We start from the raw sequence: 23,193 nt of genomic DNA, 5'->3' as shown, positions 1-23,193 counted from the left end.
GCGTTCACTCCTGGCGGGTGCCGGTGCCGGCGAAATGCGCGCGGACCGCGGACAGATCCGGCTTGCCCGACGGGGTACAGGGGATGGCATCGACCAGCGCGATATCGGTGGGAATCTCGTAGCGGGCCAACCTGGTTCGCAGATGGTCGAGCAGGTCGGTGATCTCCGTCCGGCGATCGGGGCGCAATTCGACCATCGCGACCGGGGTCTCGCCGAGGCGGTGGTCGGGCCGGGCGACGACCGCCGCGCCGCGCACCGCTGGATGCGCCTCGATGGCCGCGCGCACCTCGTCGGGCATGATCTTGAATCCGCCGCGGATGATGGCCTGATCGGCACGTCCCAGGATCCACAGGAAGCCGTCGGCGTCGATGCGGGCGAGGTCGGTGGTGCGGATCCAGTCCGTCCCCGGCCCCAGCTGGCCGGGTATCACCTCGAGCAGCCCTTGGCGGTCCGTGCCGAGTTCGGTGCCGTCGTCGGCGACTACACGCAGGAGGGCGCCACCGCTGGCCCGTCCGACGCTGCCGCGTTTGGCCTGCCAGAACTGCCGATGGTCGGCCAGTGTCCAGCCCGCGACCCCGCCGCCGAATTCGGTGGCGGCATACGAGGTCAGGACCGGGATGCCGAACTTCTCCTGGAAGGCGTCGGCGTCGGCGGCCGACAGGGGAGCGGTGCCGGAGGTGACTGCCCGGACACCGGCGAGATCATCGGCGGTGAGATCGGAGTGCAGCACCATGCGCAACGCGGCGGGCACCAGCGACACCGCGCCGGGCCGGTGTTCGCGCACGACGGCGGCCCAGCGGTCCAGCTCGAAACGCGGCAGGAAGACGAACGGCCGTGCGGTGAGCACGCATTGCAGGATCCGGAACACGCCGCCGATGTGCACCAGCGGGGCATTGACGATCGCGACACCGGTGCGCGGCGTGGTGGGTACCGGATGGCGATCGGGGTCGGCCCCCAGCACGCTGCGCCACAACATGTCGTAGGTCAGGTCGACGCGCTTGGGCGGGCCGGTGGTGCCGCTGGTCAGCATGCGGACCGCGGTCACCGGGTTCGTCGCCGACGCAACGGATTTCGCCCGCTCTCGCCCCGGCTGTCCGTCCAAGCCGTCCACGGCCAGCGTCGTGGCGCCGGGGTCGACCAGGGTGGTGAGATCGTCGGTGTTGCCGACCACCAGCGGCAGGTCCAAGGCGGTGATGTCGTCGCGGATCCGGTCGTCACCGCGGGCGGGGTTGATCACGACCACCGTGCCTCCCGCGAGCAGGACACCGAGGAACGCGGCCACGTGTTCGGGGCGGTTGCGCAGCAGGATGCCCACCGGCTGTGCCCGCGGTACGTGGCCCGCGGTGCGGTGTGCCGCGGCGGCGAGCCGGTTCCAGGTGAACCAGGTTCCGTCGAACTCGATCGCCCTGGCCTCGGGTGCGAGGTCGAGGATCTGCCGGATCCGGGTGCTCAGCGGGTGGTCGGGCGGCTGGGTCATCAGCGGATCCTCGGTTCGATCGGGGTGGCGGGGCCGCCATCGCGGGCGGCCGCCAGTTCCGCCTTGGCGATCGGATTGCCGAGGCGGGTGTAGACGAGTCCGTGCTCCATCGCGGCCCGGTAGGGCTTGTCCAGGGATTCCCAGATCGCGCGCACTGTGCCCTGGGTGGCGGTCGGCGGTTTGGCCGCGATGCCCGCGGCGATCGCGTGTGCGCGGTCCCAGAGCTGTTCGCGAGCGACGACTTCCGATACCAGACCGATCCGCAGCGCGGTGTCGGCGCAGATCCGCTCGTCGTTGCCCATCAGGGCGATGCGCAGCGTCTCGCCGAGGCCGACGCGGCGCATCAGCCCGATCGGCTCCAGCGCGCACACCAGGCCTGCCGAGACGTGGGAGTCGAAGAAGGTGGCATCCTCGGAGCAGATCACCACATCGGCTTCGTTGACGAAGTAGAACGCGCCCGCCGTGCACATCCCCTGCACGGCGCACACCACCGGCTTCCACATCTTCTGCCATTTCGGGCTCAGCGCCTCGCCGGGGTCCTCGTGGTGCCAGATTCCGTTCGGCTGGCCGTAGGGCGTCTTGATGTCGAGGCCGGCGGAGAAGGCGCGCGTCCCCGCCGCGCGCAACACGACGGCGTTCACCGAGTCGTCCATGCGGATCCGCCGCCAGACCTCGCGCATCTCCTCGCACATGGTGCGGTCGAAGGCGTTGAGCCGGTCCGGGCGGTTGAGCGTGACCGTCGCGACTCGGTCGCGCTCGTCGACCTCGAACAGCACGGTGGAATAGGGGGTGCTCATCGGCACTGCCAGATCGGGTCGCGCTTCTCGACGAAGGCCTGCGGTCCCTCGAGAGCGTCCTCGGTGCGGGTGACCCGCTCCCGGAAGGATTCCGCGAGCATCTCGGCCTCGTGCAGCGGCACGTCCAGGCCCTTGACGATGGCCAATCGCGTGCCTCGAACGGCAAGGGGCGCATTGGAATTGACGATCTCGGCGATCTCGCGCGCGCGTTCGAGCAGGCGGTCGTGCTCGACCACCTCGGTGATCATGCCGAGTTCGCAGGCCCGCTGGGCGCTCATCCGTTCGTGTTTGCCCATCAGCGCCATCCGCAGCGCGACGGTGCGGGGCAGCACCCTGGCCAGGCGGACCACCTCGCGCCCGGCGACCAGCCCGATACTGACGTGCGGATCGAAGAAGGTCGCCCGATCCGAGGCGATGACGATGTCGCCCGTGGTCACCCAGTCCAGCCCGGCCCCGCAGCACAATCCGTTGACCGCGACGATGATCGGCTTGGTCATGGTGCGAAACGGCGGCGTGCCCTCCTGCGGCGCCTCCCACTGCTCGTAGGTCGACAGGTAGGGCCGCTCGCTGACCACCTTGCCGTCGCCCGGGATCTCGGTGACATCGGCGCCCGTGCAGAACGCGCGGCCGGTCCCGGTGACGATCAGCAGCCACACCTTGTCGTCGTGCTCGGCCTCGTCGTAGGCGTCCCGCAGCTCGGTGATCATGTGCGGGCTCAGCGCGTTGAGGGCGTGCGGGCGGTCGAGCGTGATGGTGGCCGTGTGCCCGTCGACCTCGTAGCCGATGGTGTCGAACGGCATGCTTGCCTCCTGGAGACGGGGGTAGTGAAACATACTGTTGCATGTACAGTAGACAATACCGTCGACCCTCCGCCAGAGTGGTCGCGATGCCCCGAGAAGAAAAGAGCTGCGATGGCCGAGCCCGCCACCGTGCCACCGGACACGACGCGCACCGACAGCGCGCCGACGGGCCGCTTCGGTGCCGAACCCCTGGCCCAGACCGTCGCCGCCGCGGCGGCCGTGCGCCGCGTCGTCGGCCTGCTGCTCGCGCTCGAGCATCCGCACCCGGCCGTCGACGCGATGCTGTCCGAGCTGGCGGGCTGGGAACGCGAACTCGCCGCCGCCGTGCCGCCCGACCCGGCGCCGCGATTCGCCGGCGACCCCACGGACCGACGGGTGTACCTGAGCCACGCCTTCGACATCGGCGCGTTCAATCCCTGCTTCCCCGAGTACGTCTTCGACCACCTCGACACCGCGACAGCGCGGGGCCGCATCACCTTTCCCCTCGTCCACGAGGGGCCGCCGGGTCTCGTGCACGGCGGCTTCCTCGGTGTGTTCTTCGACGCCGTGGTCCAGCATCACAGCTGCGCGTCCGGGGTGGCCGGCAAGACCCGATCGATGGAGGTCACCTATCGCAGGCCGACCCCGATCCTCACCGAACTCGACTTCGACATCACGCGTGTGCTGAGCGACCGCGAGATCGAATCGACCGCCCGCCTCCTGCGCGACGGGCAGCTGCTGTGCTCGGCGGTCGTGCGCACCGTCGCCGTGCCCATCGACGGCTTGCCCACGGCGCGATTCGGGCCCCGAACCAGCCGCCCCTGAGGGCCGCTGCCGACTACCGAAAGACAAGGAAGAGATAGCCGATGACCGTGTCCCCTGCCACCGACGGCCGTGTGCTCTACGAGCTCGATCCGGACCGCCGGATCGCCACTATCACCCTGAACAACCCGGCCCAGCGCAACTCCTACGACGCCGCGATGCGTGACGACATCGCCCGCTGCCTGGACCGGGTGGCCGACGACGACGACATCACCGTGGTGCTGCTGCGCGGCGCGGAGCAGGTGTTCAGCACCGGCGCCGATATGAACAACGCGTACGGCTGGTACGGCGAGCGCGCCGCCACGAACGGTGAGCGCACGGCATCGCGCAGGCCCAGTCAGCGCAGGCGGCTGACCGTGGACCGCAAATCCTTCGGCTTCTACCACGAGTTCCTCGGCTTTCCGAAGGTGACCGTCGGCGAGATCAGCGGGTACGCGCTCGGCGGCGGGTTCGAGATGGCTCTGATGACCGATATCTCGGTGATCGCCCGCGACACCCGGATCGGCATGCCGGCGGCCCGGTTCCTCGGCCCGGCGCTGGGCAGCCTGCACATGTTCTTCCATCGGCTCGGCCCGGTGCTGGCCCGCCGGCTGCTGTTGACCGGGGACATCGTCGAGGCGGCGAGTGTGGAGCATCTCGGGGTGTTCACCGAGACCTGTGAACCCGCCGCGGTGACCGCGCGGGCACGCTACTGGGCGGAAAAGGCGGCGAAGATGCCCGCCGACGGCGTCGTCATCGCCAAGGAGGCGTTCCGGATGGTCGAGCAGAGCCAGGCGTATCAGGGGGAGGAGGTCGCTAGCTACTTCTTCCACGCCTTCGGTACCAACCTGCAGTTCGCTCCTGGCGAGTTCAACTTCGTCAAGACCCGCGCCGAGCACGGCACGAAAGAAGCATTCCGCTTGCGCGACGCGCACTTCCACGTCCCCGAACCCGATCTCGGGTAGTCGCGGTACCGACGACGAGGCCGGTGCCGGAACTCCGCCGGCACCGGCCTCTGTCGGTTTCGATGTCACATGACCAGGCCGCCGTCGACCGCCAGGATCTGGCCGGTGACGAACGAGGCGGCGTCGGAGGCCAGGAAGACGAAAGCGCCCGCCACCTCCTGTGGTTCGGCCCAGCGCCGCATCGGAATGCGGCTGAGCATCTGCTCGGCGAACCGGGGATCGGTGCGAATCGTCTCGGTCATCGGCGTCGCCGCGGCCGGGGCCAGCGCGTTGACGGTGATCTGCTTGCGCGCGAGCTCCTTCGCCAGCGACTTGGTCATGCCGACGATGCCGGATTTGGCGGCCGAGTAGTTCACCTGCCCGAGCGTGCCGACCAGACCCGCCGACGACGTCACGTTGATGATGCGCCCCGTCCCGTCGGCCGGGAGATACGGCAGCGCCGCCTGGGTGCAGCGGAACGCGCCGAGCAGGTGGATGTCGAGCATCCGCAGCACCGACTCCTCGGTGGTGGCACCGAACATCGCGGGCTCGGTGATCCCGGCGTTGTTCACCACGATGTTGAGCGTGCCGCCACCGGCCTGTGCCGTGAGTGCGGCGGCGGCGTCGGCGGCGGCCCGGTCGCGGACATCCAGCGCGGTCGCGGTGGCCCGGCCGCCGTCGGCGACGATCTTCTCGGCCGTGGCTTCGGCTGCGCCACCGTCGATATCGGTGACGACGACGGTCGCGCCCTGCGCGGCCAGCGCGCCGGCGACGGCGGCACCGATACCGCCGCCCGCTCCGGTGACGAGTGCCGTGCGGCCGGTCAGATCGAACAGGGTACTGGTGTTCACAGGGCTCCTCGAACTCGGAAACGGTGGTGGAGTCGCGGATCAGGCGACATCGAAGCGCACCGGAAGTGCGGTCGGCGAGCGGAAGGGCTGGCCGAAGATGTGCGGATCACCGTCGGGCAGCAGGGTGATCCCGGTCAGCCTGCGCAGCAGCGCCTCCATCGCGACCCGGGTTTCCATGCGCGCCAGGTGCAGTCCGAGGCAGGTGTGGGCGCCTGCGGTGAAGCTGATGTGCGGCAGGCGGGGCCGGAAGATGTCGAACTCCTCCGACCGCTCCCAGCGGGATTCGTCGCGGTTGGCCGATCCGAGGCACAGGTCGAGCACCGCGCCCGCCGGGATGGCGACACCGTCGAGTTCGGTGTCCTCGGTGACATAGCGCTGCACCAGCGTCAGCGGTGTCTCGAACCGCAGTCCCTCCTCGATCGCCTGCGGGAGCAGACCGTGGTTGTGCTGGATCGCCGCGAACTGGTCGGGGTGGGTCAGCAGCTGGAAGAGCAGATTGCCCGAGGACCGGTAGGTGGTCTCGAGCCCGGCGGGCAGCAGCAGCCGCAGGAAGGAGTAGATCGCGCGATCGGACAGCTTCTCGCCGTCGATCTCCGCGGTGACCAGATTGCTGATGATGTCGTCGGCGGGCGCGGTCCGCCGGAGCTCGATGTGTTCGAGAAAGTACTCCTTCAGGTCCTTGGAGGCCTGCAATGCGCGGGGCACGTTGCCCGCGTAGCTGATGATCGCCACCGCGGCTTCCCGGAAGAACGGCAGGTCTTCCTCCGGCAGGCCGAGCAGCCGGGCGATGACCCGGGTGGGGAACTCGAAGGTGAAGTCGCGCACCAGATCCGCGCGGCCTTCCGCGATGAACTCGTCGATCAGCTTGTCGCAGATCGGGCGCACGATCTCGGGCTCCCACGTCACCAGCGATTGCGGTTTGAACGCGGCCGAGACCAGGTTGCGGTGCGCCTTGTGGGTCAGCCCGTTCATCGCCAGGATCGTCGGCCCCATGAACACCCCGATGGTGGCGTCGTAGAGCTGGGTGCTGAACACCGATCCGTTGCGCAGCGCCTGGTTCACCGCCGACCAGGACACGGCGGCGAAGGTGTCGGTGGGGCGCAGTTCCGCGGGGGTTCGGGAGTAGTCCATCACCGTCCCGTGGAACACGCCGCCCGCGCGCCTGCGTGCCGCGAAGAACGGGTAGGGGTCGTGGGGATCGGGCACCTCTGCGACCGTCGCTGCTGGGTCCTCGACGGGACTGTTCACGGATCACCTCTGACTTCGTCACGCCGAACGGCGCAGTGGACATAGATACTGTAAGGCATACAGTATATGAGTCGACACCGGTCCGGGCAATGTGACCGGGACCGGTGTCGGTGTCCTGGGATCAGAGCTGGACGGCCGGTCCGACCGTCATCGGCGCGACGAAACCGCCGTCGACGTGCACGTCCTGGCCGTTGATCCACCGCGAGCCGGGGCCGGTGAGGAAGTCGATCACCGGCACGATGTCGGCGACCGTGGCGTGCCGCCCGATCGTGGCCTTCACGGCGTCGAGGACTTCCTTGCCCATCGACGCCTCGAAGTCGGTCAGGATCGGGGTGTCGGTCGGGCCTGGGCTGACGGTGTTGACCCGTACGCCGTACTTCTGCCACGCCGACGGTGCCAGGCGCTTGGCGAAGATGATCGCGGCCTGCTTGGACGTGCTGTAGACGGGGTAGGCCGGGTCCTGGGTCCGCTGCCAATCCCGCACGGCCGCGATGTCGGTGGCGGTGAGGAGTCCGGCGAGGTCGTCGATGCGCTGTTGCCAGCCGAGCGCGGCCACCGAGGCGACGGTGGCGATCGCGCCGCCCTGGCGCAGCAGGGGCAGCATGCCGGTGGTGAACAGCCGCATGCCGAGATAGTTCACCGCCAGGACGTCGTCGGCGGGTGCGGTGCCGGGAACGCCGGCGACGAAAGCCAGGGCGTCCCAGTCGCCGCCGATCCGGCCGAGCAGGTCGGTGATGGCCGCCGCGTCGCGCAGATCGCAGGTCTCCTGTCGTGCCGCCGGGGTGTCGCCGGGGCGCAGGTCGACCGCGAGGACGTGGTCGCCACGTTCGTGGAAGTGGGTCGCGGCGGCGGCCCCGATGCCCGATCCGGCACCGACCACGACGATCCTGCGCTGCTGGGAACTCATCAACTCTACCCCTTCGTAGATGCGACGGACGTATTTACCGAATGCTTGACAGTAAGCCCAACTATAAATCACTGTTGTGTCCTGGACAACGCGCTCACCGGCGCCGGGTGACGCCACCCGGGCCGGGCGGGCGAGCCGAGAATCCGAAAGGGTGCTGATGAGCATGCCGGTCGTCGACGAAGCCGCGAACGTCCTCGCGGATCCCACGGTCTACACCGATGAGAAGAGGCTGCACACCGCGCTGTCGGCGCTGCGGGCGGGCAATCCGGTGGCGCGTGTGGAGGTGCCCGGCTACAAGCCGTTCTGGGCGCTCACCAAGCACGCCGACATCATGGCGGTCGAACGCGCCGACAAGCGGTTCACGAACTGGCCTCGCCCGGTGCTGATGACCGCGCAGTCGGACGAGATGCAGGCCGCGGTCGGCATCAAGACCCTGATTCACATGGACGATCCACAGCACCGGGTCGTGCGCGCGATCGCCGCGGACTGGTTCGCGCCCAAGGCGATGCGCGCGATGAAGCTGCGGATCGAGGAACTCGCGGTGCGCTACGTCGACCGGATGCGCGACACCGGCGGCGAGTGCGACTTCGTCGGCGAGGTCGCGGTGAACTTCCCGCTGTACGTGATCATGTCGCTGCTCGGGGTACCCGAATCGGATTTCCCGCTCATGCTGAAGCTGACCCAGGAGCTCATGGGTAACGACGACGCCGAGCTGACGCGGTCGACCCCGGCGGACGAGACCATGAACGCGCTCATCGAGATGTTCGCCTACTTCCAGAAGCTCACCGAATCGCGTCGCGCGCAGCCGACCGACGACCTGGCCTCCACCATCGCGAACGCGACGATCGACGGCGAGCCGCTCTCGGACGTGGACATCGTGTCGTACTACGCGATCATCGCGACCGCGGGACACGACACCACCAGCAGCAGCATCTCCGGCGGCCTGCGCGCGCTCATCGAGCACCCCGATCAGCTCGACCGCCTCCGGGGTGACCTCGGGCTCATGCCCCGGGCCACCGAGGAGATCATCCGCTGGGTGACCCCGGTCAAGGCCTTCATGCGCACCGCGGCCGAGGATTCGGTGATCAACGGGGTCACGATTCGGGCGGGTGATTCGCTGCTGCTGTCGTATGTGTCGGCCAACCGGGACGAGGAAGTGTTCGACGACCCGTTCCGGTTCGATGTCGGCCGCGAACCCAACAAGCACGTCGCCTTCGGGTACGGGGTGCACTTCTGTCTGGGTGCGGCGCTCGCGCGGATGGAGATCAGCAGCTTCTTCAACGAATTGCTGCCGAGGCTGACATCGGTGGAACTCGCGGGTGAACCCGAGCTGACCGCAACGACATTCGTCGGCGGCCTCAAGCGCCTGCCGATCCGTTTCACCCTGGATTGACCAGCCTCCGGCCGATCCGTTCCCTGCCCCGCGTGCCGGCTGCGGCACGCACATCACAGAAGACAGGCCAGAAATGAACCATGCCGATACCTGGGACGAGACCCTCGACGATCTCGAGCGGCGCCGCACCCGTGTGCTCGAGATGGGTGGCCCCGAGCGCGTCGCCAAACATCGCGGCCGCGGCAAACTCGACGCACGGGCCCGGATCGAGTACCTGCTCGACCCGGGCACTTTCCAGGAATTCGGCACCCTGGTGGGCGGCGCGGTCGCCGCCGACGCGATCGTGGCGGGTTCGGGGCTGATCAACGGCGTCCCGGTGATGGTCGGCGCCGAGGACTTCACCACTCTCGCGGGCACCATCGCCCCCGGCAGCAACGCCAAGCGCTACCGGCTGGCCGAACTCGCGGTGCGCGACCGGGTTCCGCTGGTGATGCTGCTGGAAGGCGCGGGATTCCGGCCCACCGGCGACCACTACGGTCGCACCCCGACCGACCTGCTGGCCCAAGCCCAGTGTTCGGGCAAGGTGCCGGTGGTCACCGCGGTCCTCGGCCCCTCGGCAGGCCACGGCGCGCTGATCGCGCCCGTGGCCGACTTCGCGATCATGAGCAAGCAGGGCGCGATCTTCACCGCGGGACCGCCGGTGGTGAAGATGTCGACCGGTGAGGACGTCTCGAAGGAGGATCTGGGCGGCCCGGACGTCGCGATTCCCAGCGGGGTCGTCCACAACGTCGGCGAGACCGACGAGGACGTCCTCGACGAGATCCGCCGCTACCTGTCGTACTTCCCGCCGAGCGCGTGGTCCTACCCGCCGGTCTACCTGGCCGACGCGTCGACGGAACCCCGTGCGACACCGGAACTCCTCGGCATCGTCTCCCGGGACAACCGCAACTCCTACGACATGCGGGCCGTGCTCGACGTGGTGTTCGACGACACCGACTGGTTCGAGGTCCAGCCCGGCCACGGCACCGCCGTCATCTGCGCGCTGGCGCACCTGGGCGGCCATCCGGTCGCCGTGGTCGCCAATCAGCCGCAGGTGCTGGCCGGGTCGATCGATGCCGACGCCGCGGACAAGGCGGCGCATTTCATCATGGTCGCCGACTCCTTCCATCTGCCGATCATCTTCCTCGCCGACAACCCCGGCATGTTGCCCGGCAGCGAGTCCGAACGGGAAGGCGTGCTGCGCAGCGGCGCGAGGATGTTCGTCGCGCAGACCGCGGCGACCACGCTGAAACTGCACGTGACGTTGCGCAAGGCCTACGGGTTCGGCTCCATGGTGATGTCGCTGATCGGATTCGACGGCCAGGCGGGCACTTTCGCCTATCCCGGCGCGACGATGGGAGCGATGAGTGCGGCCGCGCTGAGCAACGCCTCGCACGCGGAGGAGGAGCTCGCCGCCGAACTGCGCGAGATGGAGTTGACCGCGTCGTATCACTCGGCCGAGCACATGGGCTTCGACGAGCTCATCCGGCCGGAGGAGACGCGCAACACCTTGCTGCGGTCGCTGCAACGAGGCATCTACGCCCGGCAGGCGGCGGCGCAGCCGGTCGGGCGCACGGTCATCCTGCCCTGAACCAGGTGACGACGAAGGGGTCGGGCGGCTGCCCGACCCCTTCGTCGATGGTTCAGTGATCGGACTCGGTGAACCGGATGATTCCGCGCAGTCCGGGGGTGCGGTGGATCTCCCCGTACGCCTCGTTGATCTGGTCGAGCCGGTACTCCTTGGTGCCCGCCGCGTCGAGGTCCAGGTCGCCGAGTTTGTGCAGCGCGAGCACCTCGAGGATGTCCTCGTGCGGGTTGCCGCCGCCGAACAGGGTGGCCTGGATGTTCTTCTGCAGCAGGGCGCGCATCGACAACGTGAGCGCGGCCTCGCCGGCCATGGTGGGACCCATGGCAGTGAGGACACAGGTACCCGTTCGGGCGGTCAGGTTCAGCCACGCCTCCAGATCGTGTCCGTCGCGGCGGCTCATCGACGCGATCACCTTGTGGCACATGCGTCCCGCGGTCGCGTCGGCGATCGCCGGGGTGGCGGTCGCGAGATCCGGGAAGACCGCGGTGGCGCCGAGCTTCTCGGCCTGCGCGCGCTTCCAGGCGACCGGATCGACGACGAACACCCGGCCCGCGCCCGACAGCACCGCACCTTGCAGCGTGGACGCCCCCGCCCCCGCCAAGCCGACGATGGCGACATCGTCACCGGGCTGGATCCGTGCGGTGTGCACGGCCGATCCGTAGCCGGTGGTGATGCCGCAGCCGACGAGACCGGCGATCTCGAAGGGAATCGAGGGGTCGATCTTGACCACCGAGGCGCGATGCACGACAGCATAGGGCGCGAACGCGCCCACCAGGGCCATCGGATAGACATCGCGACCACCGGCGGTGACCCGGAAGCTGCCGTCGGCGACGGCAGCACCGCCGAGCAAGCCCGCGCCGAGGTCGCACAGATTGCACAGTCCGGCCCGGCACGGAGGGCAGACGCCGCAGGAGGGCACGAACGACATCGCCACGTGGTCGCCCACCCGCAGATCGTGGACGCCGTCGCCGACCTCCACGACGACGCCCGCGCCTTCGTGGCCGCCCAGGACGGGGAACCCGGCCAGGTCGAGGTCGCCGGTCGCCAGATGGTGGTCGGCGTCGCACAATCCGGCCGTCTCCATCCGGATCTTGACCTCACCGGCCCGCGGGTCGCCGATCTCGATGTCCTCGATCGACCACGCCTCGTGCCGGTCGCGGATCAGTGCGCCTTTGGTTTTCATCGGACCTTCTTCGTTGTGTCGGGCGGGGACGTGGGGATCGGCCGGGTCAGCGGCCCTGGAAGTCCGGGGCGCGGCGCTGCCGGAACGCGGCCAGACCTTCCTTGAAATCCGCGGTACGGCAAGCGAGTTCGAGCGCGTAGAGCTCGTTGTTCATGGCCTCGGCGAGCCCGGTGCCGAGGTTGCGGTGGACGGCCTGCTTGGCCAGGCCCAGCGCGACCGTCGGCGCGTTCGCCAGCCGGTCGAGCAACTCGGCGGTGGCGGTGTCGAGGTCGGCCGGTGCGGCGGTGGCGTGGATCAGTCCCCAGTCCGCGGCCTCGGCGGCGGACACCTTCTCCCCGAGCAGCAGCATGCGTTTCGCCCGGGCGAGCCCGACGAGCCGGGGCAACAGCCAGGTGGCGCCCGAATCGGGGCTGAACCCGCGCGGCAGGAAGGGTTCCCAGAACACCGCGTCGGTGTCGGCGAGGGTGAAGTCGGCGGCGAGGGCCAGATTACACCCGAGCCCGGCCGCCCATCCCCGCACGGTGCACACCACGGGCAGGTGGCAGGCGTGCAGGAGTTCGATCACCCGGTGGGCGGTGTGGGGGATGCGGCGGACCAGATCGCCGGCCGGTGGCCTCCGTCCGGCGTCGTTGGTCGAGACCCAGTCGACACCGGCGCAGAAGTGCTCGCCCGCTCCGGCGAGGTGGACGACGCGCAACTGCTCGTCGGTGGCGGCGTCGGTCAGCGCCGCGGTCAAGGTATCGATCATGTCGGGGGACAGGGCATTACGCCGGGTGCGTCGACGCAGCGTCAGGCGCAGCACCGGCCCGTCGCGGGTGACCTCGACCCTGCCCGTGGTGTCCTCGTCTTCGCCTGCCACCGGCGTACCGCCTTCCGATCATCGACGTCACAAATACTGTCGTCGATACTGTAAACGATACCGTTCCTGCTGGATGGTGTTCGGTATTGCGACCGAATTCCTTGCTTTCATCCCTACTGTTACGTATACAGTAGTCATATCTATTCGAGCTGCGGTACGTCGTGCGGCCACCGGGACGCGGTGGATCGACACCGGTGGCCACATGTCGAAGCGACCCCGTGACACGAGAGGATGTTGATGACCGCGCTCAGCTGTTCGGCGATCGACGTCGGCAACCAGTACTACGAGCCGCTCGCCGCCCTCACCTCCGACGGGCGATCGCCCGGAGCTGTGCCGGACGGCACCGCCGTATCCGGTGACGCCGACAGCGGAGTGCCGCGGTGAGCGAGTGGACGATCAGCGCGGTCTTCGACGAGATCGCCGCGGCGGTACCCGACCGCACAGCCACGGTCTGCGGTGAACGGCGCCGTAGCTTCGGCGACACGGCGCTGCGTACCCGCCGATTCGCGAACTTCCTCGCGGGCCGGGGATTCGGCGTGCACACCGAACGGACCGAGCTCGACCGGTGGGAATGCGGTCAGGACCGCATCGCACTCGTCCTGCGCAACGACCAGTACCTCGACGTGATGCTGGGCTGCCTGAAAGCCCGTGTGGTGCCGGTCAATATCAACCACCACTACACCGTCCACGAGATCCGCGACCTGCTGGCATACCTGCGGCCCCGCGGCATCGTCTATCACCGCTCCTTCGGGCCCGTCGTCGCCGAGGCGATGCCCGAAGGGGTGGACCTGCTGATCTCGGTCGAGGACGGCAGCCGGGTCCCGGAGATCGCCGGCGCGACCGGATACGAGAACGCGGTGACCGTCGGCCGCCCGGAACCGGTGATCGAGACCTCGCCCGACGACCTGGTCATGCTGTGCACCGGCGGTACCACGGGCAGGCCCAAGGGTGTGCTCTGGCGACAGGGCGACATGTACGTCTCGTCCATGAACGGCGCCGATCACGACTCACCGGACGGACTGCGCGAACTGGCGCGGATGACCGGGCACGTGTGGTTCGCGGTGTCACCGCTGTCGCACGCGGCCGGCATCTGGACCTCGTTCGCGGGCCTGCTGGCCGGGCAGACCGTGGTGCTCTACGACGATCGCGAGCGCTTCGACGCCGCGAACGCCCTGCGGATCGCCGAGGCCGAGCGGGCCGCGCTCATGACCATCGTCGGCGACGCCTACGCCGGGCCGCTGGTGCGCGCGTTGCGCGCCGGCGACTACGACCTGTCGGCGCTGCTGGCGATCGGCACCGGCGGCGCGGCGACGAACCCGGTGCACCGGCACGACCTGCTCGAGCTGCTGCCGCACGCCTACATCGTCGAAGGCTACGGATCCTCCGAAACCGGGGGAATGGGCTTCGGCCGCAGCACCCGCGGCAACGAGGTCGACACCTTCGCCCCGATGCCCGGTGGCACCGCGGTATCGCACGACCGCACCCGTTTCCTGACGCCGGGGGAGACCGAGGTCGGCTGGGCGGCCCGGACCGGCCGGGTGCCGCTGGGCTACTTCCAGGACCGCGAGGCCACCGAACGCACCTTCCCCGAGATCGCCGGCGTGCGCACCGCGGTGCCCGGCGACCGGGCCACCGTCGACGCCGACGGAACCCTGCGACTGCTCGGGCGCGACGCGCTGGTCGTGAACACCGGTGGCGAGAAGGTGTTCGTCGAGGAGGTCGAGGAGGTTCTGCGCGCCCACCCGGACATCCGCGACGCGCTGGTCGTCGGACGACCCAGTGCCACCTGGGGAAACGAAGTGGTCGCGCTGGCGTGCACGGACGCCCCGGGCGGCGACATCGCGGCGGCGTTGCGCGAGCTGTGCCGCTCGCGCCTGGCCGGATTCAAGGTCCCCAAAGCGGTGATCTTCGTCGAGGAGATCCGGCGGCTCGGCAACGGAAAGCCGGACTACCGGTGGGCCATGCAGCGGGCGGTCGAGGAAACCGCGGAAGGAATCGGAGCATGAGCGAACGCAAGGTCAACGACTGCCTGGTCAATGTGCACTTCGGCGAACGGGCGCAACCGCCCTGGATGCTCAAGGTCCGCGACGACTACTTCAAGGGCGGCAGCTCGATGTACGCCCAGGTCGATCTCGACGCCCTGCTCGGTGAGATGGACGAACAAGGCGTCGAGAAGGCGGTGCTGATGTACTCGATGGTCAAGCCGTCGACGACCGCGCTGAAATTCGTCGAACAGCGACCGGACCGGTTCTCCCTGGCGGTCAACGGGGTCGACCTGCTGCACCCGGTCCCGTCGCTACGGGAACTGTCGGCACTCGTGCGCGATCTGCCCGTCAGCTATACGACCACCGGCGCCAGCTTCTGGGGCGACGGCCGATATCCGCCCACCGACGCCGTGTACTACCCGCTCTACTACAAATGCGCGGAAATGAGTCTGCCGCTGTGCATGAACACCGGCCTGCCGGGCCCGCCGATCCCTGGTGAAGTGCAGAACCCGATCTATCTCGATCGCGTCTGCTACCAGTTTCCGGAATTGCGGCTGTGCATGATCCACGGCGCCGATCCCTGGTGGGACACCGCCATCCGGCTGCTCATCAAGTACGAGAATCTGCGCTTGATGACCTCGGCGTGGTCACCGAAACGCCTGCCGGACAGCCTGATCCACTTCATGCGGACCCGGGGCAAGAACAAGGTGATCTTCGGCTCGGACTGGCCGGTCCTGGCCATGCGCCGGGTGGTGCCCGAGGCGCTGGCGCTGGATCTGCCCGAGGACGTGGTGGACAACTACCTCTACAACAACGCCGAGGAATTCTTCTTCGGCGACCGGCCCGTCAGCAGCTGACGCCGGCGAAATCAGGAGCAAACCACAATGGACCGTTACGAATTGCGCAGGCAGGACTATTCCCTGTCGGCCGACCAGACCGAACTCCAAGCCGTCTACGCGAAGTTCTTCCGCTCGCGGAGTCCGATCGACACCGTCCGGGCCGCCGAGGAAACCGGCTTCGACAAGGACCTGTGGGAACAGCTGTGCGCCACCGGCGCCACCACGATGGCACTGCCCGAAGCCGCCGGTGGTGACGGCGCGACGCTGGTCGACCTGTCGCTGGTCGCCGAGGAGCTCGGCCGTGCGCTCGCTCCGGTGCCCTGGATCGACCACGTCTGCGCCGCCCGGCTGCTCGCCCGCCTCGGCGCGCTGACCGGCGCGGCAGGGAGCGCCGTCGTCGAGGGCGAGCGCCTGGTCGCGCTCGACACGCGCGTCGATTCCGCGACGGGGCGGCGACTCGTCGGCGCCGCCGCCGCGGCCGACCGGATCATCGTGCGCGACGGCGAGGAGATCGTCGAGCTCGGCTTCGACACCCGCCCGGCGCCGGTCGCCAATATCGGCAAACTGCCGATGGCGTGGGTGGATCCCGCCACGGCCGACCACCGGACCGTGCTGGCCACGGGGGCAGCGGCCCTGGCCGAATACGATCGCGCGCTGGACGAATGGCGGGTACTCACCGCGGCCGCCCTCGTCGGGCTCGTCGAGGAGACCCTGCGGATCGCCGCGGAGTTCGCGACCACCCGCTACACGATGGGCGTGCCGATCTCGACCCTGCAGGGCATCTCGCACCCGCTGGCCGATATCGCGATCACCGTCCACGCCGCCCGCAACCTGACCCGGCGCGCGGCCTGGTTCCTCGAACACGAACCCACCGTGCAGCCGGGTCTGCCCGCCGCGGCCTTCGTCTACATCGCCGAAGCGGCGCCGAAAGCGGCGACCACGGCGACCCACGTCCAGGGCGGTCTCGGCGTGTCCGAGGAATCGGCGGCCGCGTCCTACCTCCTCCGGGCCAGGGGCTGGCCGTTGGCCGCCGGTGACCTCGGAGCCAGCGCGGTGCAGGTCGCCGAACTCTTCGCCGCGGCGACCGCCTAGAAACGGAGTACGAACATGGATTTCTCACGCGTCGAACTGTCCAGTGAGGATCAGGAATTCCTCGACGGGGCACGGGAATTCCTCGCCACCCACGTCACCGACGAGGTGCGGCGCCGGGACCGCGAGACCGGCGACAACTTCGACGAGGGCGTCCATCTGGCTCTCGGTGCGGCCGGCTGGCTGAGCGCCGAACTCGCCGACGAGAGCGACGGGGGACTGGGCAGGCTGCGCAGGCGCCTGTGGGATCTGGAGAAGCGGCGGGTGCACATTCCCTGGGTCACCTGGGGCACCACCGCCATCGTGGCGACCTCTGTGCGCTCGCACGGTTCGGCGGAACTGCAGGCCGAAGTGCTGCCGGGGCTCGAGCGCGGCGAGATCCGGCTGTGCCTGGGCTATACCGAACCCGAAGGCGGATCCGATGTCGCGATGTGCAAGACCAGGGCGGTGCGCGACGGCGACCAGTGGGTGATCAACGGCTCGAAGATGTTCACCACCGGCGCGCACAACTGCCAGTACGTCTTCCTCATCACCAACACCGACCCCGAGGCGCGTAAACACAAGAGCCTCACCATGTTCCTGGTGCCGCTGGACAGTCCGGGCATCGAGATCCAGGGCATCAAGACGGTCGACGGCGACCGCACGAACATCGTGTACTACAGCGATGTCCGGGTCGACGACAGGTACCGCCTCGGCGCCGTCAACGAGGGCTGGTCGGTCCTGATGGGTCCGCTCAGTACCGAACACGGCGTGGTCGACGCCGAAGCCGACGGACTGCAGGACGTGTCGATCCTCGTGCACCAGGGCACCATGATGGCGACCTCGGTCGACCGGGTCACCGCGATCGCGGCGGCGCCGGGGCCCGGCGGGCAGCGGCTGCTCGACGACCGCTCGGTGGCGCTGCGGCTGGGCCGCAGCATCGCCCGGATGGAAGCGGCCCTGTCCGCGCCGCACATGTTCGGCCGGGTGGCCATCGCCCAGACCATGCGCGACATCTCCCCGGACCTGATGGACATCCTCGGGCCCGCCGCCGCGCTGCCGATCGACACCGAGGGCGCGGCCGACGACGGCGGCATGGAGTACATCTTCCGATGGGCGCCGCTGTGCGGCATCTACGGCGGCACCCTCGAGGTGTTCCGCAACATGATCGCCCAGCACATCCTCGGACTCGGCAGGCCCACTTACGCACCGCTCGCCACGCCGAAGGCCACGGCGAGCTGACCGGCTCGGAGGGAGTACCCGTGGCCGAGGACACCCAGCGGCTGCCACCGCCGACGACGCCGGAGACCGAATTCTATTGGGCCTCCGGCGCCGACGGCCTGCTGCGCTTCCGGCAGTGCCGGTCGTGCGCCGCGCTCGTGCATCCACCGCGGCCGGTGTGCCGGTACTGCCGGGGCGAGGACTTCGACATCCAGGCGGTCTCGGGGTACGCCACGCTGATCGGATTCACCGTCAACCACCGCTTCGCGGTGCCCGGTCTGCCCGCACCCTACGTCGTCGCCCAGGTCGCGATCGCCGAGGACGACCGGGTCCGGCTGACCACCAACGTGATCGGCGCCGACCCGGCCGATCTCGTACTGGGACAGCGGATGATCGTGGAATTCCAGCAGGCGGGCCGGAGCTGGCTGCCACTGTTCCGGCCGGCGGATCCAGCGTCGGCGGAACCACTTTCGGCGCTGCCCACGGATCCGGTGGAACCGGCACGGCTGCGCGAGCGGATTCGCGGGCCGGTGACCACGGCCAAGTTCGAGGACCGGGTCGCGATCACCGGCATCGGCCGGTCCAGGATCGGCCGTCGGCTCCTGTCCGACCCGATGTCGCTGACGGTACAGGCGTGCCGGGCGGCGGTGCAGGACGCGGGACTGTCCTTCGACGACATCGATGGACTGTCGACCTACCCCGGATCCGGCGACTTCGGGCCGTTCGGCGAAGGCGGCGTCACCGCCGTGGAATCGGCACTCGGCCTGTACCCGACCTGGCACAACGGTGGCGCGGAGACCTTCGGGCCCGGCGGATCGGTGATCGCGGCCATGCTCGCCGTCGCCGGCGGGCTGGCTCGGCACGTCCTGTGCTTCCGCACGGTCTGGGAGTCGAGCTACGGCGAACTCGTGCGGACCGGGCGGATCATCCCGTCGGGTGGCATCACCGATCCCTGGCTGGTGCCCTTCGGCGCCGTGTCGGCTGCGCACCTGCTGGCGCAGACCGCGCAACGGCATTTCCACCGCTACGGCACCGACCGGGAGACCCTGGGCTGGATCGCGCTCAACCAGCGCGCCAACGCGGCGCTGGACCCGAGCGCGATCTACCGGGATCCGCTGACCATGGACGACTACCTGTCCGCGCGCACGATCACCACCCCGTTCGGTCTCTACGACTGCGACGTCCCCTGCGACGGCGCCGTGGCCGTGGTCGTCTCCGCGCGCGAAACCGCGGCCGATCTGGCCCAGCCCGCCGTCCTGGTGGAAGCGGTCGGAACGCAGATCGCCGAGCGCCTGGAATGGGATCAGAGCACCCTCACCCATGAACCGCAGGTGCTCGGCCAGGCCGCCCACCTGTGGTCACGCACCGACCTGCGCCCCGACGACGTGGATGTCGCCCAGCTGTACGACGGCTTCACCTTCAACTGCCTGTCCTGGATCGAAGCCCTCGGCTTCTGCGGCATCGGCGAGGCGAAGGACTTCCTGGCCGGCGGCGTCAACATCGCCCGCGACGGCGCTCTGCCGCTCAACACCCACGGCGGTCAGCTCTCGCACGGGCGCACCCACGGCATGGGCCTGATCCACGAAGCAGTCACCCAGTTGCGCGGGCAGGCGGGACAGAGACAGATACCGGACGCCCGCGTAGCGGTCGTCAGCAGCGGGGGACTGACCCCCAGCGGAGTGATGTTGTTGCGGAGGGACGCATGAGTAACGAGAACGGTCCGGCCACCACCGGTCCGGTGACCACCCGCACGGTCGACGTGGCAGGCATGAGGTTCTCGGCGCTGTGCGCCGAGGTCGCCGACCCACGCGCGGTGGTGGTCGCCCTGCACGGCGGCGCCACCACCGCACAGTACTTCGATCTGCCGAACCGGCCGTGGTTGTCGCTGCTCGGGCTCGGCGCGCGGCTGGGATTCACCGTGCTGGCGCTCGACCGCCCCGGCTACGGCGAATCCGCGCCGTGGGATCGCTCTTTCGACTCACCCCAGCAGCGGGTCGACGCCACCTTCGCCGCGATCGACGCACTGCTCGGTACCGATCCGCGCGGCGCGGGCGTGTTCGTGCTCGGCCACTCGGCCGGTTGCGATCTGGCGGCCCGGATGGCCGCCGACACCCGCGGACACGACCTGCTCGGCCTCGAGCTGGCAGGCACCGGCGTGCACAAGCAACCCGCCGCGATCCGGGCCATCGAGGAAATCCACCGCACCCGGCGCCCCGGCGGCATCCGGGATCTGCTGTGGAGCCCGCCGGACGGCTACCCACCCGAGGTGTTCGGCGGCCGGTCCCTGTCCTCGGCCACCCCGGTCTACGAGAACGTGGTCGTGCGGGAGTGGCCGACGGACTTCCCGGTGCTCGCCGAGCAGGTGCGGATCCCGGTGCGGCTGACCCACGCCGAGCACGAACGGGTGTGGCGCACCGATCCCGGCGCGGTGCGCGAGCTGGCCGCGATGTTCACCGCGGCGCCCCGGGTCGTGAACCACGAACAGGCCGGATGTGGCCACAACATGAGCGTCGGCTTCGGCGCCGCGGGCTATCACCTCGGGCTGCTGGCCTTCGTCGAGGAATGCGCGGTGCGAGCCGGAGACCTGGTGACCAATTCGACGAAGAGGAACGACTGATGCAGAGAATGATCGCCCCCGAGATATCCACCTGGCCGGAGCCGGACTTCCAGCTGATCGCCGGATCGTGCGGCGACTGCGGCGCTTCGGTATTCCCGGTCCAGGACCTGTGCCCGCGCTGTAGCAAGCCCGCGATCGAGCCGATCACGTTGCCGCGCACGGGCACCCTCGTCGCCTGGACCACGCAGGGATTCCTGCCCGGCGCACCGTATCTCGGCGACGAGACCGCGGCGACCTTCGTGCCGTTCGGCGTCGGGCTGGTCCAGCTCGGCGACATCATCCGGATCGAGGGGCGGCTGACCGAGAACGATCCGGCGACTTTGACATTCGGGATGAGTGTCGTGCTGACCAGCATCCCGCTCGGTACCGACGCCGAAGGCAACGAGGTATTCACCTTCGCCTTCCAGCCCGCCTGACGGACAGGAACTTCTGAGATGACCAACGAGGTCGCGATCATCGGTGTGGGTATGCATCCGTTCGGTCGCTTTCCCGGCAAGACCGCCATGCAGATGGGGACCGACGCGATCCGGGCGGCCCTGGCCGACGCCGGCCTGGAGTGGCGGGACATCCAATTCGCCGTCGGCGGCAGCTGGGAGGTCGCCAACCCCGATGCCATCGTGTCGCTGATGGGCCTGACCGGGATCCCGTTCACCAACGTGTTCAACGCGTGCGCCACCTCGGCGTCGGCCACCGAGGCCTGTGCGGACGCGATCCGGCTCGGCAAATACGACATCGGCATCGCGATCGGCATGGACAAGCATCCACGCGGTGCGTTCACCGTCGACCCCACCCTGGTCGGGATGCCGAAATGGTACGGCGAGAACGGTCAATACCTGACCACCCAGTTCTTCGGGATGAAAGCCAACCGCTACCTGCACGACCACGGCATCTCGGTGGACACCCTCGCCAAGGTCGCCGCCAAGAACTACCGCAACGGCGTGCTCAATCCGAATGCCTTCCGCCGCAAGCCGGTCGCCGAGGCCGACATCCTCGCCGCGCCCATGCTGAACTATCCACTGACCCACTACATGTTCTGTGCGCCGGACGAAGGCGCCGCCGCGGTGATCATGTGCCGCGCCGATATCGCGCACCGGTTCACCAGTACGCCGATCTACGTCCGGGCGGTGGAGGTACGCACCCGCACTTACGGTGCCTACGAGGTGAATACCACCTACGCGCCCGTGGAGGAGGTCGCGTCGCCGTCGGTGTTCGCCGCCCGCGCGGCATTCGAGAGCGCGGGCATCGCCCCGGCCGACATCGACGTGGTCCAGTTGCAGGACACCGACGCCGGCGCGGAGGTCATCCACATGGCCGAGGCGGGCTTCTGCGCCGACGGCGAGCAGGAACGGCTGATCGCCGAAGGGGCGACCGAGATCTCCGGGACACTGCCGGTGAACACCGACGGGGGGCTCATCGCGAACGGAGAACCGATCGGCGCTTCGGGCATGCGCCAATTGCACGAGCTGGTGCTGCAACTGCGCGGCACCGCCGGTGAGCGCCAGGTCGCCGGCGGCCCGAAGGCCGGATTCGCCCTGCTCTACGGTGCGCCCGGCACCGCGGGCGCGACCATCGTGACGACCTGATCGGGAACAGGCTATGCGATCCCGTACATGTCCGAGTACCCCATCCGGCACAGGAGGTGCCCTGTGAAAGTCCCGTTCACCTGGAAAGTCACCGGCTGGTTCATGGTCGGTTGGTCCGCGGAATTCCCGCAGGGGGAGACCAAGCCGCTGCACTACTTCGGTGAGGATCTCGTCGCCTATCGGGACGACGCCGGGGAACTGCACATCCTCACCGGGCACTGCAAACATCTGGGCGCGCACCTCGGCCACGGCGGCAAGGTGGTCGGCGACTGTGTCGAGTGCCCGTTCCACGGCTGGCGGTGGGGCCCCGACGGCAGGAATCGGCACATCCCCGGCGAAGACCGGGTCAACCGCGGCCTGCGGCTGCAGGTCTATCCGGTGAACGAGCAGAACGGGTGTGTCTTCCTGTGGCATCACCCCGAAGGCAACCCGCCGTCGTGGGAGATGCCCGACATCCTGCGCATGTTCCCGGAACTGGGCTCCGATCCCGTCGACTACTACCGGCCGTATCCGGAGTTCTCGAGCAAGACCGAGCGCGAGCCGGTGCATCCGCAGGTCGTGCTCGAGAACGGTCCGGACAGTCTGCATTTCGAGTACGTCCACGGTGCGACCGTCACTCCGCAGATGCTCGACTACAGCGCCGTCGATCACACCTGGTCGTTCTTGACCGGCTGGCCCGACGCGCGCAGCGACGACCCGGACAAGATGGCGCTGAAGATCCACGCGCAGATGTTCGGTCTCGGTGGTTCGATCAGCGCGTTCGAGGGCTCGTCCCGGCATCGGCTGATCTTCGCCACCACCCCGGTCGACGACGAATCCTCGGACCTGTTCTATTCGATCTGGTGGCCGCGCAATCCCGGTGACGAATCCGATGTTCCGCCACCGGAAGTCCGGGCTCGGGTGGAGAAACAGTTCCTGGTCACCGTCTGGGAGGACCTGAGCATCTGGCGGTACCAGAAATACGTGGAACACCCGCCCCTCTCGCCCAAGGACGCCAAACCGTATCTCTCCCTGCGCAAGTGGGCGAAGCAGTTCTACGATGTGCCGCCGGTGGACGCGCCGGTGGCTCCATGA

22 protein-coding genes are annotated in these 23,193 nt (G+C 68.9%); 14 read left to right on the top strand and 8 right to left on the bottom strand.

The window, feature by feature from the left end:
• Positions 1-4: 4 nt before the first annotated feature.
• Genes ACFVW6_RS28145 through ACFVW6_RS28135 form a run of 3 tightly spaced genes read right to left on the bottom strand, consistent with a single transcriptional unit; the run spans position 5 to position 3,074 of the window.
• The gene (locus ACFVW6_RS28145; protein ID WP_378826308.1) at positions 5-1,477 is read right to left on the bottom strand and encodes a class I adenylate-forming enzyme family protein; all 1,473 of its coding nucleotides are present in this window, start codon (positions 1,475-1,477) and stop codon (positions 5-7) included.
• The gene (locus tag ACFVW6_RS28140) at positions 1,477-2,274 is read right to left on the bottom strand and encodes an enoyl-CoA hydratase/isomerase family protein (RefSeq protein WP_378826306.1); all 798 of its coding nucleotides are present in this window, start codon (positions 2,272-2,274) and stop codon (positions 1,477-1,479) included. Before ACFVW6_RS28140 ends, ACFVW6_RS28145 begins: the two co-directional genes overlap by 1 nt.
• A complete protein-coding gene (locus ACFVW6_RS28135; RefSeq protein WP_378826304.1) occupies positions 2,271-3,074 on the bottom strand; it encodes an enoyl-CoA hydratase/isomerase family protein in 804 nt (267 codons plus the stop codon). Before ACFVW6_RS28135 ends, ACFVW6_RS28140 begins: the two co-directional genes overlap by 4 nt.
• A 111-nt stretch (positions 3,075-3,185) precedes the next feature.
• On the opposite strand from ACFVW6_RS28135, the gene ACFVW6_RS28130 reads away from it, so the two are divergent.
• Together ACFVW6_RS28130 and ACFVW6_RS28125 are read left to right on the top strand one after the other, a co-directional pair.
• Positions 3,186-3,878, top strand: a complete 693-nt coding sequence (locus ACFVW6_RS28130; protein WP_378826301.1) for a hypothetical protein — start codon at positions 3,186-3,188, stop codon at positions 3,876-3,878.
• A gap of 41 nt (positions 3,879-3,919) precedes the next feature.
• Positions 3,920-4,819: an enoyl-CoA hydratase/isomerase family protein gene (locus ACFVW6_RS28125; protein WP_378826299.1), complete on the top strand. Its 900-nt coding sequence runs from the start codon at positions 3,920-3,922 to the stop codon at positions 4,817-4,819.
• Positions 4,820-4,884: 65 nt separating this feature from the next.
• On the opposite strand, the gene ACFVW6_RS28120 is transcribed toward ACFVW6_RS28125, so the two are convergent.
• From ACFVW6_RS28120 to ACFVW6_RS28110, 3 genes are all read right to left on the bottom strand, one after another.
• Positions 4,885-5,649, bottom strand: a complete 765-nt coding sequence (locus ACFVW6_RS28120; RefSeq protein ID WP_378826297.1) for an SDR family NAD(P)-dependent oxidoreductase — start codon at positions 5,647-5,649, stop codon at positions 4,885-4,887.
• Positions 5,650-5,688: 39 nt separating this feature from the next.
• Entirely contained in the window at positions 5,689-6,897 is a 1,209-nt protein-coding gene (locus ACFVW6_RS28115; RefSeq protein ID WP_378826295.1) for a cytochrome P450, read from the bottom strand.
• A 121-nt stretch (positions 6,898-7,018) separates the two neighbouring features.
• Positions 7,019-7,804 carry an SDR family oxidoreductase gene (locus tag ACFVW6_RS28110; protein WP_378826290.1) on the bottom strand — a complete coding sequence of 262 codons (786 nt, stop codon included), beginning with the start codon at positions 7,802-7,804 and terminating at the stop codon, positions 7,019-7,021.
• Positions 7,805-7,961: 157 nt separating this feature from the next.
• Here ACFVW6_RS28110 and ACFVW6_RS28105 point away from each other — a divergent pair, with 157 nt between their 5' ends.
• Together ACFVW6_RS28105 and ACFVW6_RS28100 are read left to right on the top strand one after the other, a co-directional pair.
• On the top strand, positions 7,962-9,197 hold the full coding sequence (locus ACFVW6_RS28105) for a cytochrome P450 (RefSeq protein ID WP_378826288.1): 1,236 nt from the start codon (positions 7,962-7,964) through the stop codon (positions 9,195-9,197).
• A gap of 73 nt (positions 9,198-9,270) precedes the next feature.
• On the top strand, positions 9,271-10,767 hold the full coding sequence (locus tag ACFVW6_RS28100) for a carboxyl transferase domain-containing protein (RefSeq protein WP_355278316.1): 1,497 nt from the start codon (positions 9,271-9,273) through the stop codon (positions 10,765-10,767).
• Between the two features lie 52 nt (positions 10,768-10,819).
• Here the strand turns inward: ACFVW6_RS28100 and ACFVW6_RS28095 are convergent, their stop codons facing one another.
• On the bottom strand, positions 10,820-11,947 hold the full coding sequence (locus tag ACFVW6_RS28095; protein ID WP_378826285.1) for an NDMA-dependent alcohol dehydrogenase: 1,128 nt from the start codon (positions 11,945-11,947) through the stop codon (positions 10,820-10,822).
• 46 nt (positions 11,948-11,993) lie between these two features.
• On the bottom strand, positions 11,994-12,806 hold the full coding sequence (locus ACFVW6_RS28090) for an enoyl-CoA hydratase/isomerase family protein (RefSeq protein ID WP_378826283.1): 813 nt from the start codon (positions 12,804-12,806) through the stop codon (positions 11,994-11,996).
• Between the two features lie 237 nt (positions 12,807-13,043).
• On the opposite strand from ACFVW6_RS28090, the gene ACFVW6_RS28085 reads away from it, so the two are divergent.
• The 10 genes from ACFVW6_RS28085 (at position 13,044) to ACFVW6_RS28040 (ending at position 23,193) form a co-directional block, all read left to right on the top strand.
• Positions 13,044-13,190: a hypothetical protein gene (locus tag ACFVW6_RS28085; RefSeq protein ID WP_378826281.1), complete on the top strand. Its 147-nt coding sequence runs from the start codon at positions 13,044-13,046 to the stop codon at positions 13,188-13,190.
• Positions 13,187-14,812: an AMP-binding protein gene (locus ACFVW6_RS28080; RefSeq protein ID WP_378826279.1), complete on the top strand. Its 1,626-nt coding sequence runs from the start codon at positions 13,187-13,189 to the stop codon at positions 14,810-14,812. The genes ACFVW6_RS28085 and ACFVW6_RS28080 overlap by 4 nt, the downstream gene beginning before the upstream one ends.
• Positions 14,809-15,648 carry an amidohydrolase family protein gene (locus ACFVW6_RS28075; protein WP_378826277.1) on the top strand — a complete coding sequence of 280 codons (840 nt, stop codon included), beginning with the start codon at positions 14,809-14,811 and terminating at the stop codon, positions 15,646-15,648. The genes ACFVW6_RS28080 and ACFVW6_RS28075 overlap by 4 nt, the downstream gene beginning before the upstream one ends.
• Before the next feature lie 27 nt (positions 15,649-15,675).
• Positions 15,676-16,722, top strand: coding sequence for an acyl-CoA dehydrogenase family protein (locus ACFVW6_RS28070; protein WP_378826275.1), 1,047 nt, complete (start codon positions 15,676-15,678; stop codon positions 16,720-16,722).
• Positions 16,723-16,737: 15 nt separating this feature from the next.
• On the top strand, positions 16,738-17,940 hold the full coding sequence (locus tag ACFVW6_RS28065) for an acyl-CoA dehydrogenase family protein (protein ID WP_378826273.1): 1,203 nt from the start codon (positions 16,738-16,740) through the stop codon (positions 17,938-17,940).
• Between the two features lie 20 nt (positions 17,941-17,960).
• Entirely contained in the window at positions 17,961-19,625 is a 1,665-nt protein-coding gene (locus ACFVW6_RS28060; RefSeq protein WP_378826271.1) for an OB-fold domain-containing protein, read from the top strand.
• Positions 19,622-20,536 carry an alpha/beta hydrolase gene (locus tag ACFVW6_RS28055; protein WP_378826269.1) on the top strand — a complete coding sequence of 305 codons (915 nt, stop codon included), beginning with the start codon at positions 19,622-19,624 and terminating at the stop codon, positions 20,534-20,536. Before ACFVW6_RS28060 ends, ACFVW6_RS28055 begins: the two co-directional genes overlap by 4 nt.
• A complete protein-coding gene (locus ACFVW6_RS28050; protein ID WP_378826267.1) occupies positions 20,536-20,952 on the top strand; it encodes a Zn-ribbon domain-containing OB-fold protein in 417 nt (138 codons plus the stop codon). The genes ACFVW6_RS28055 and ACFVW6_RS28050 overlap by 1 nt, the downstream gene beginning before the upstream one ends.
• An 18-nt stretch (positions 20,953-20,970) precedes the next feature.
• Positions 20,971-22,119, top strand: a complete 1,149-nt coding sequence (locus ACFVW6_RS28045; protein WP_378826264.1) for a thiolase family protein — start codon at positions 20,971-20,973, stop codon at positions 22,117-22,119.
• A 63-nt stretch (positions 22,120-22,182) separates the two neighbouring features.
• Positions 22,183-23,193: an aromatic ring-hydroxylating dioxygenase subunit alpha gene (locus ACFVW6_RS28040; RefSeq protein ID WP_378826262.1), complete on the top strand. Its 1,011-nt coding sequence runs from the start codon at positions 22,183-22,185 to the stop codon at positions 23,191-23,193.

Source organism: Nocardia sp. NPDC058244, assembly GCF_042882065.1.
Lineage (GTDB): Bacteria > Actinomycetota > Actinomycetes > Mycobacteriales > Mycobacteriaceae > Nocardia.
Note: the sequence above shows the minus strand (reverse complement) of the source record. Positions and strands in the feature narration are given on the sequence as shown.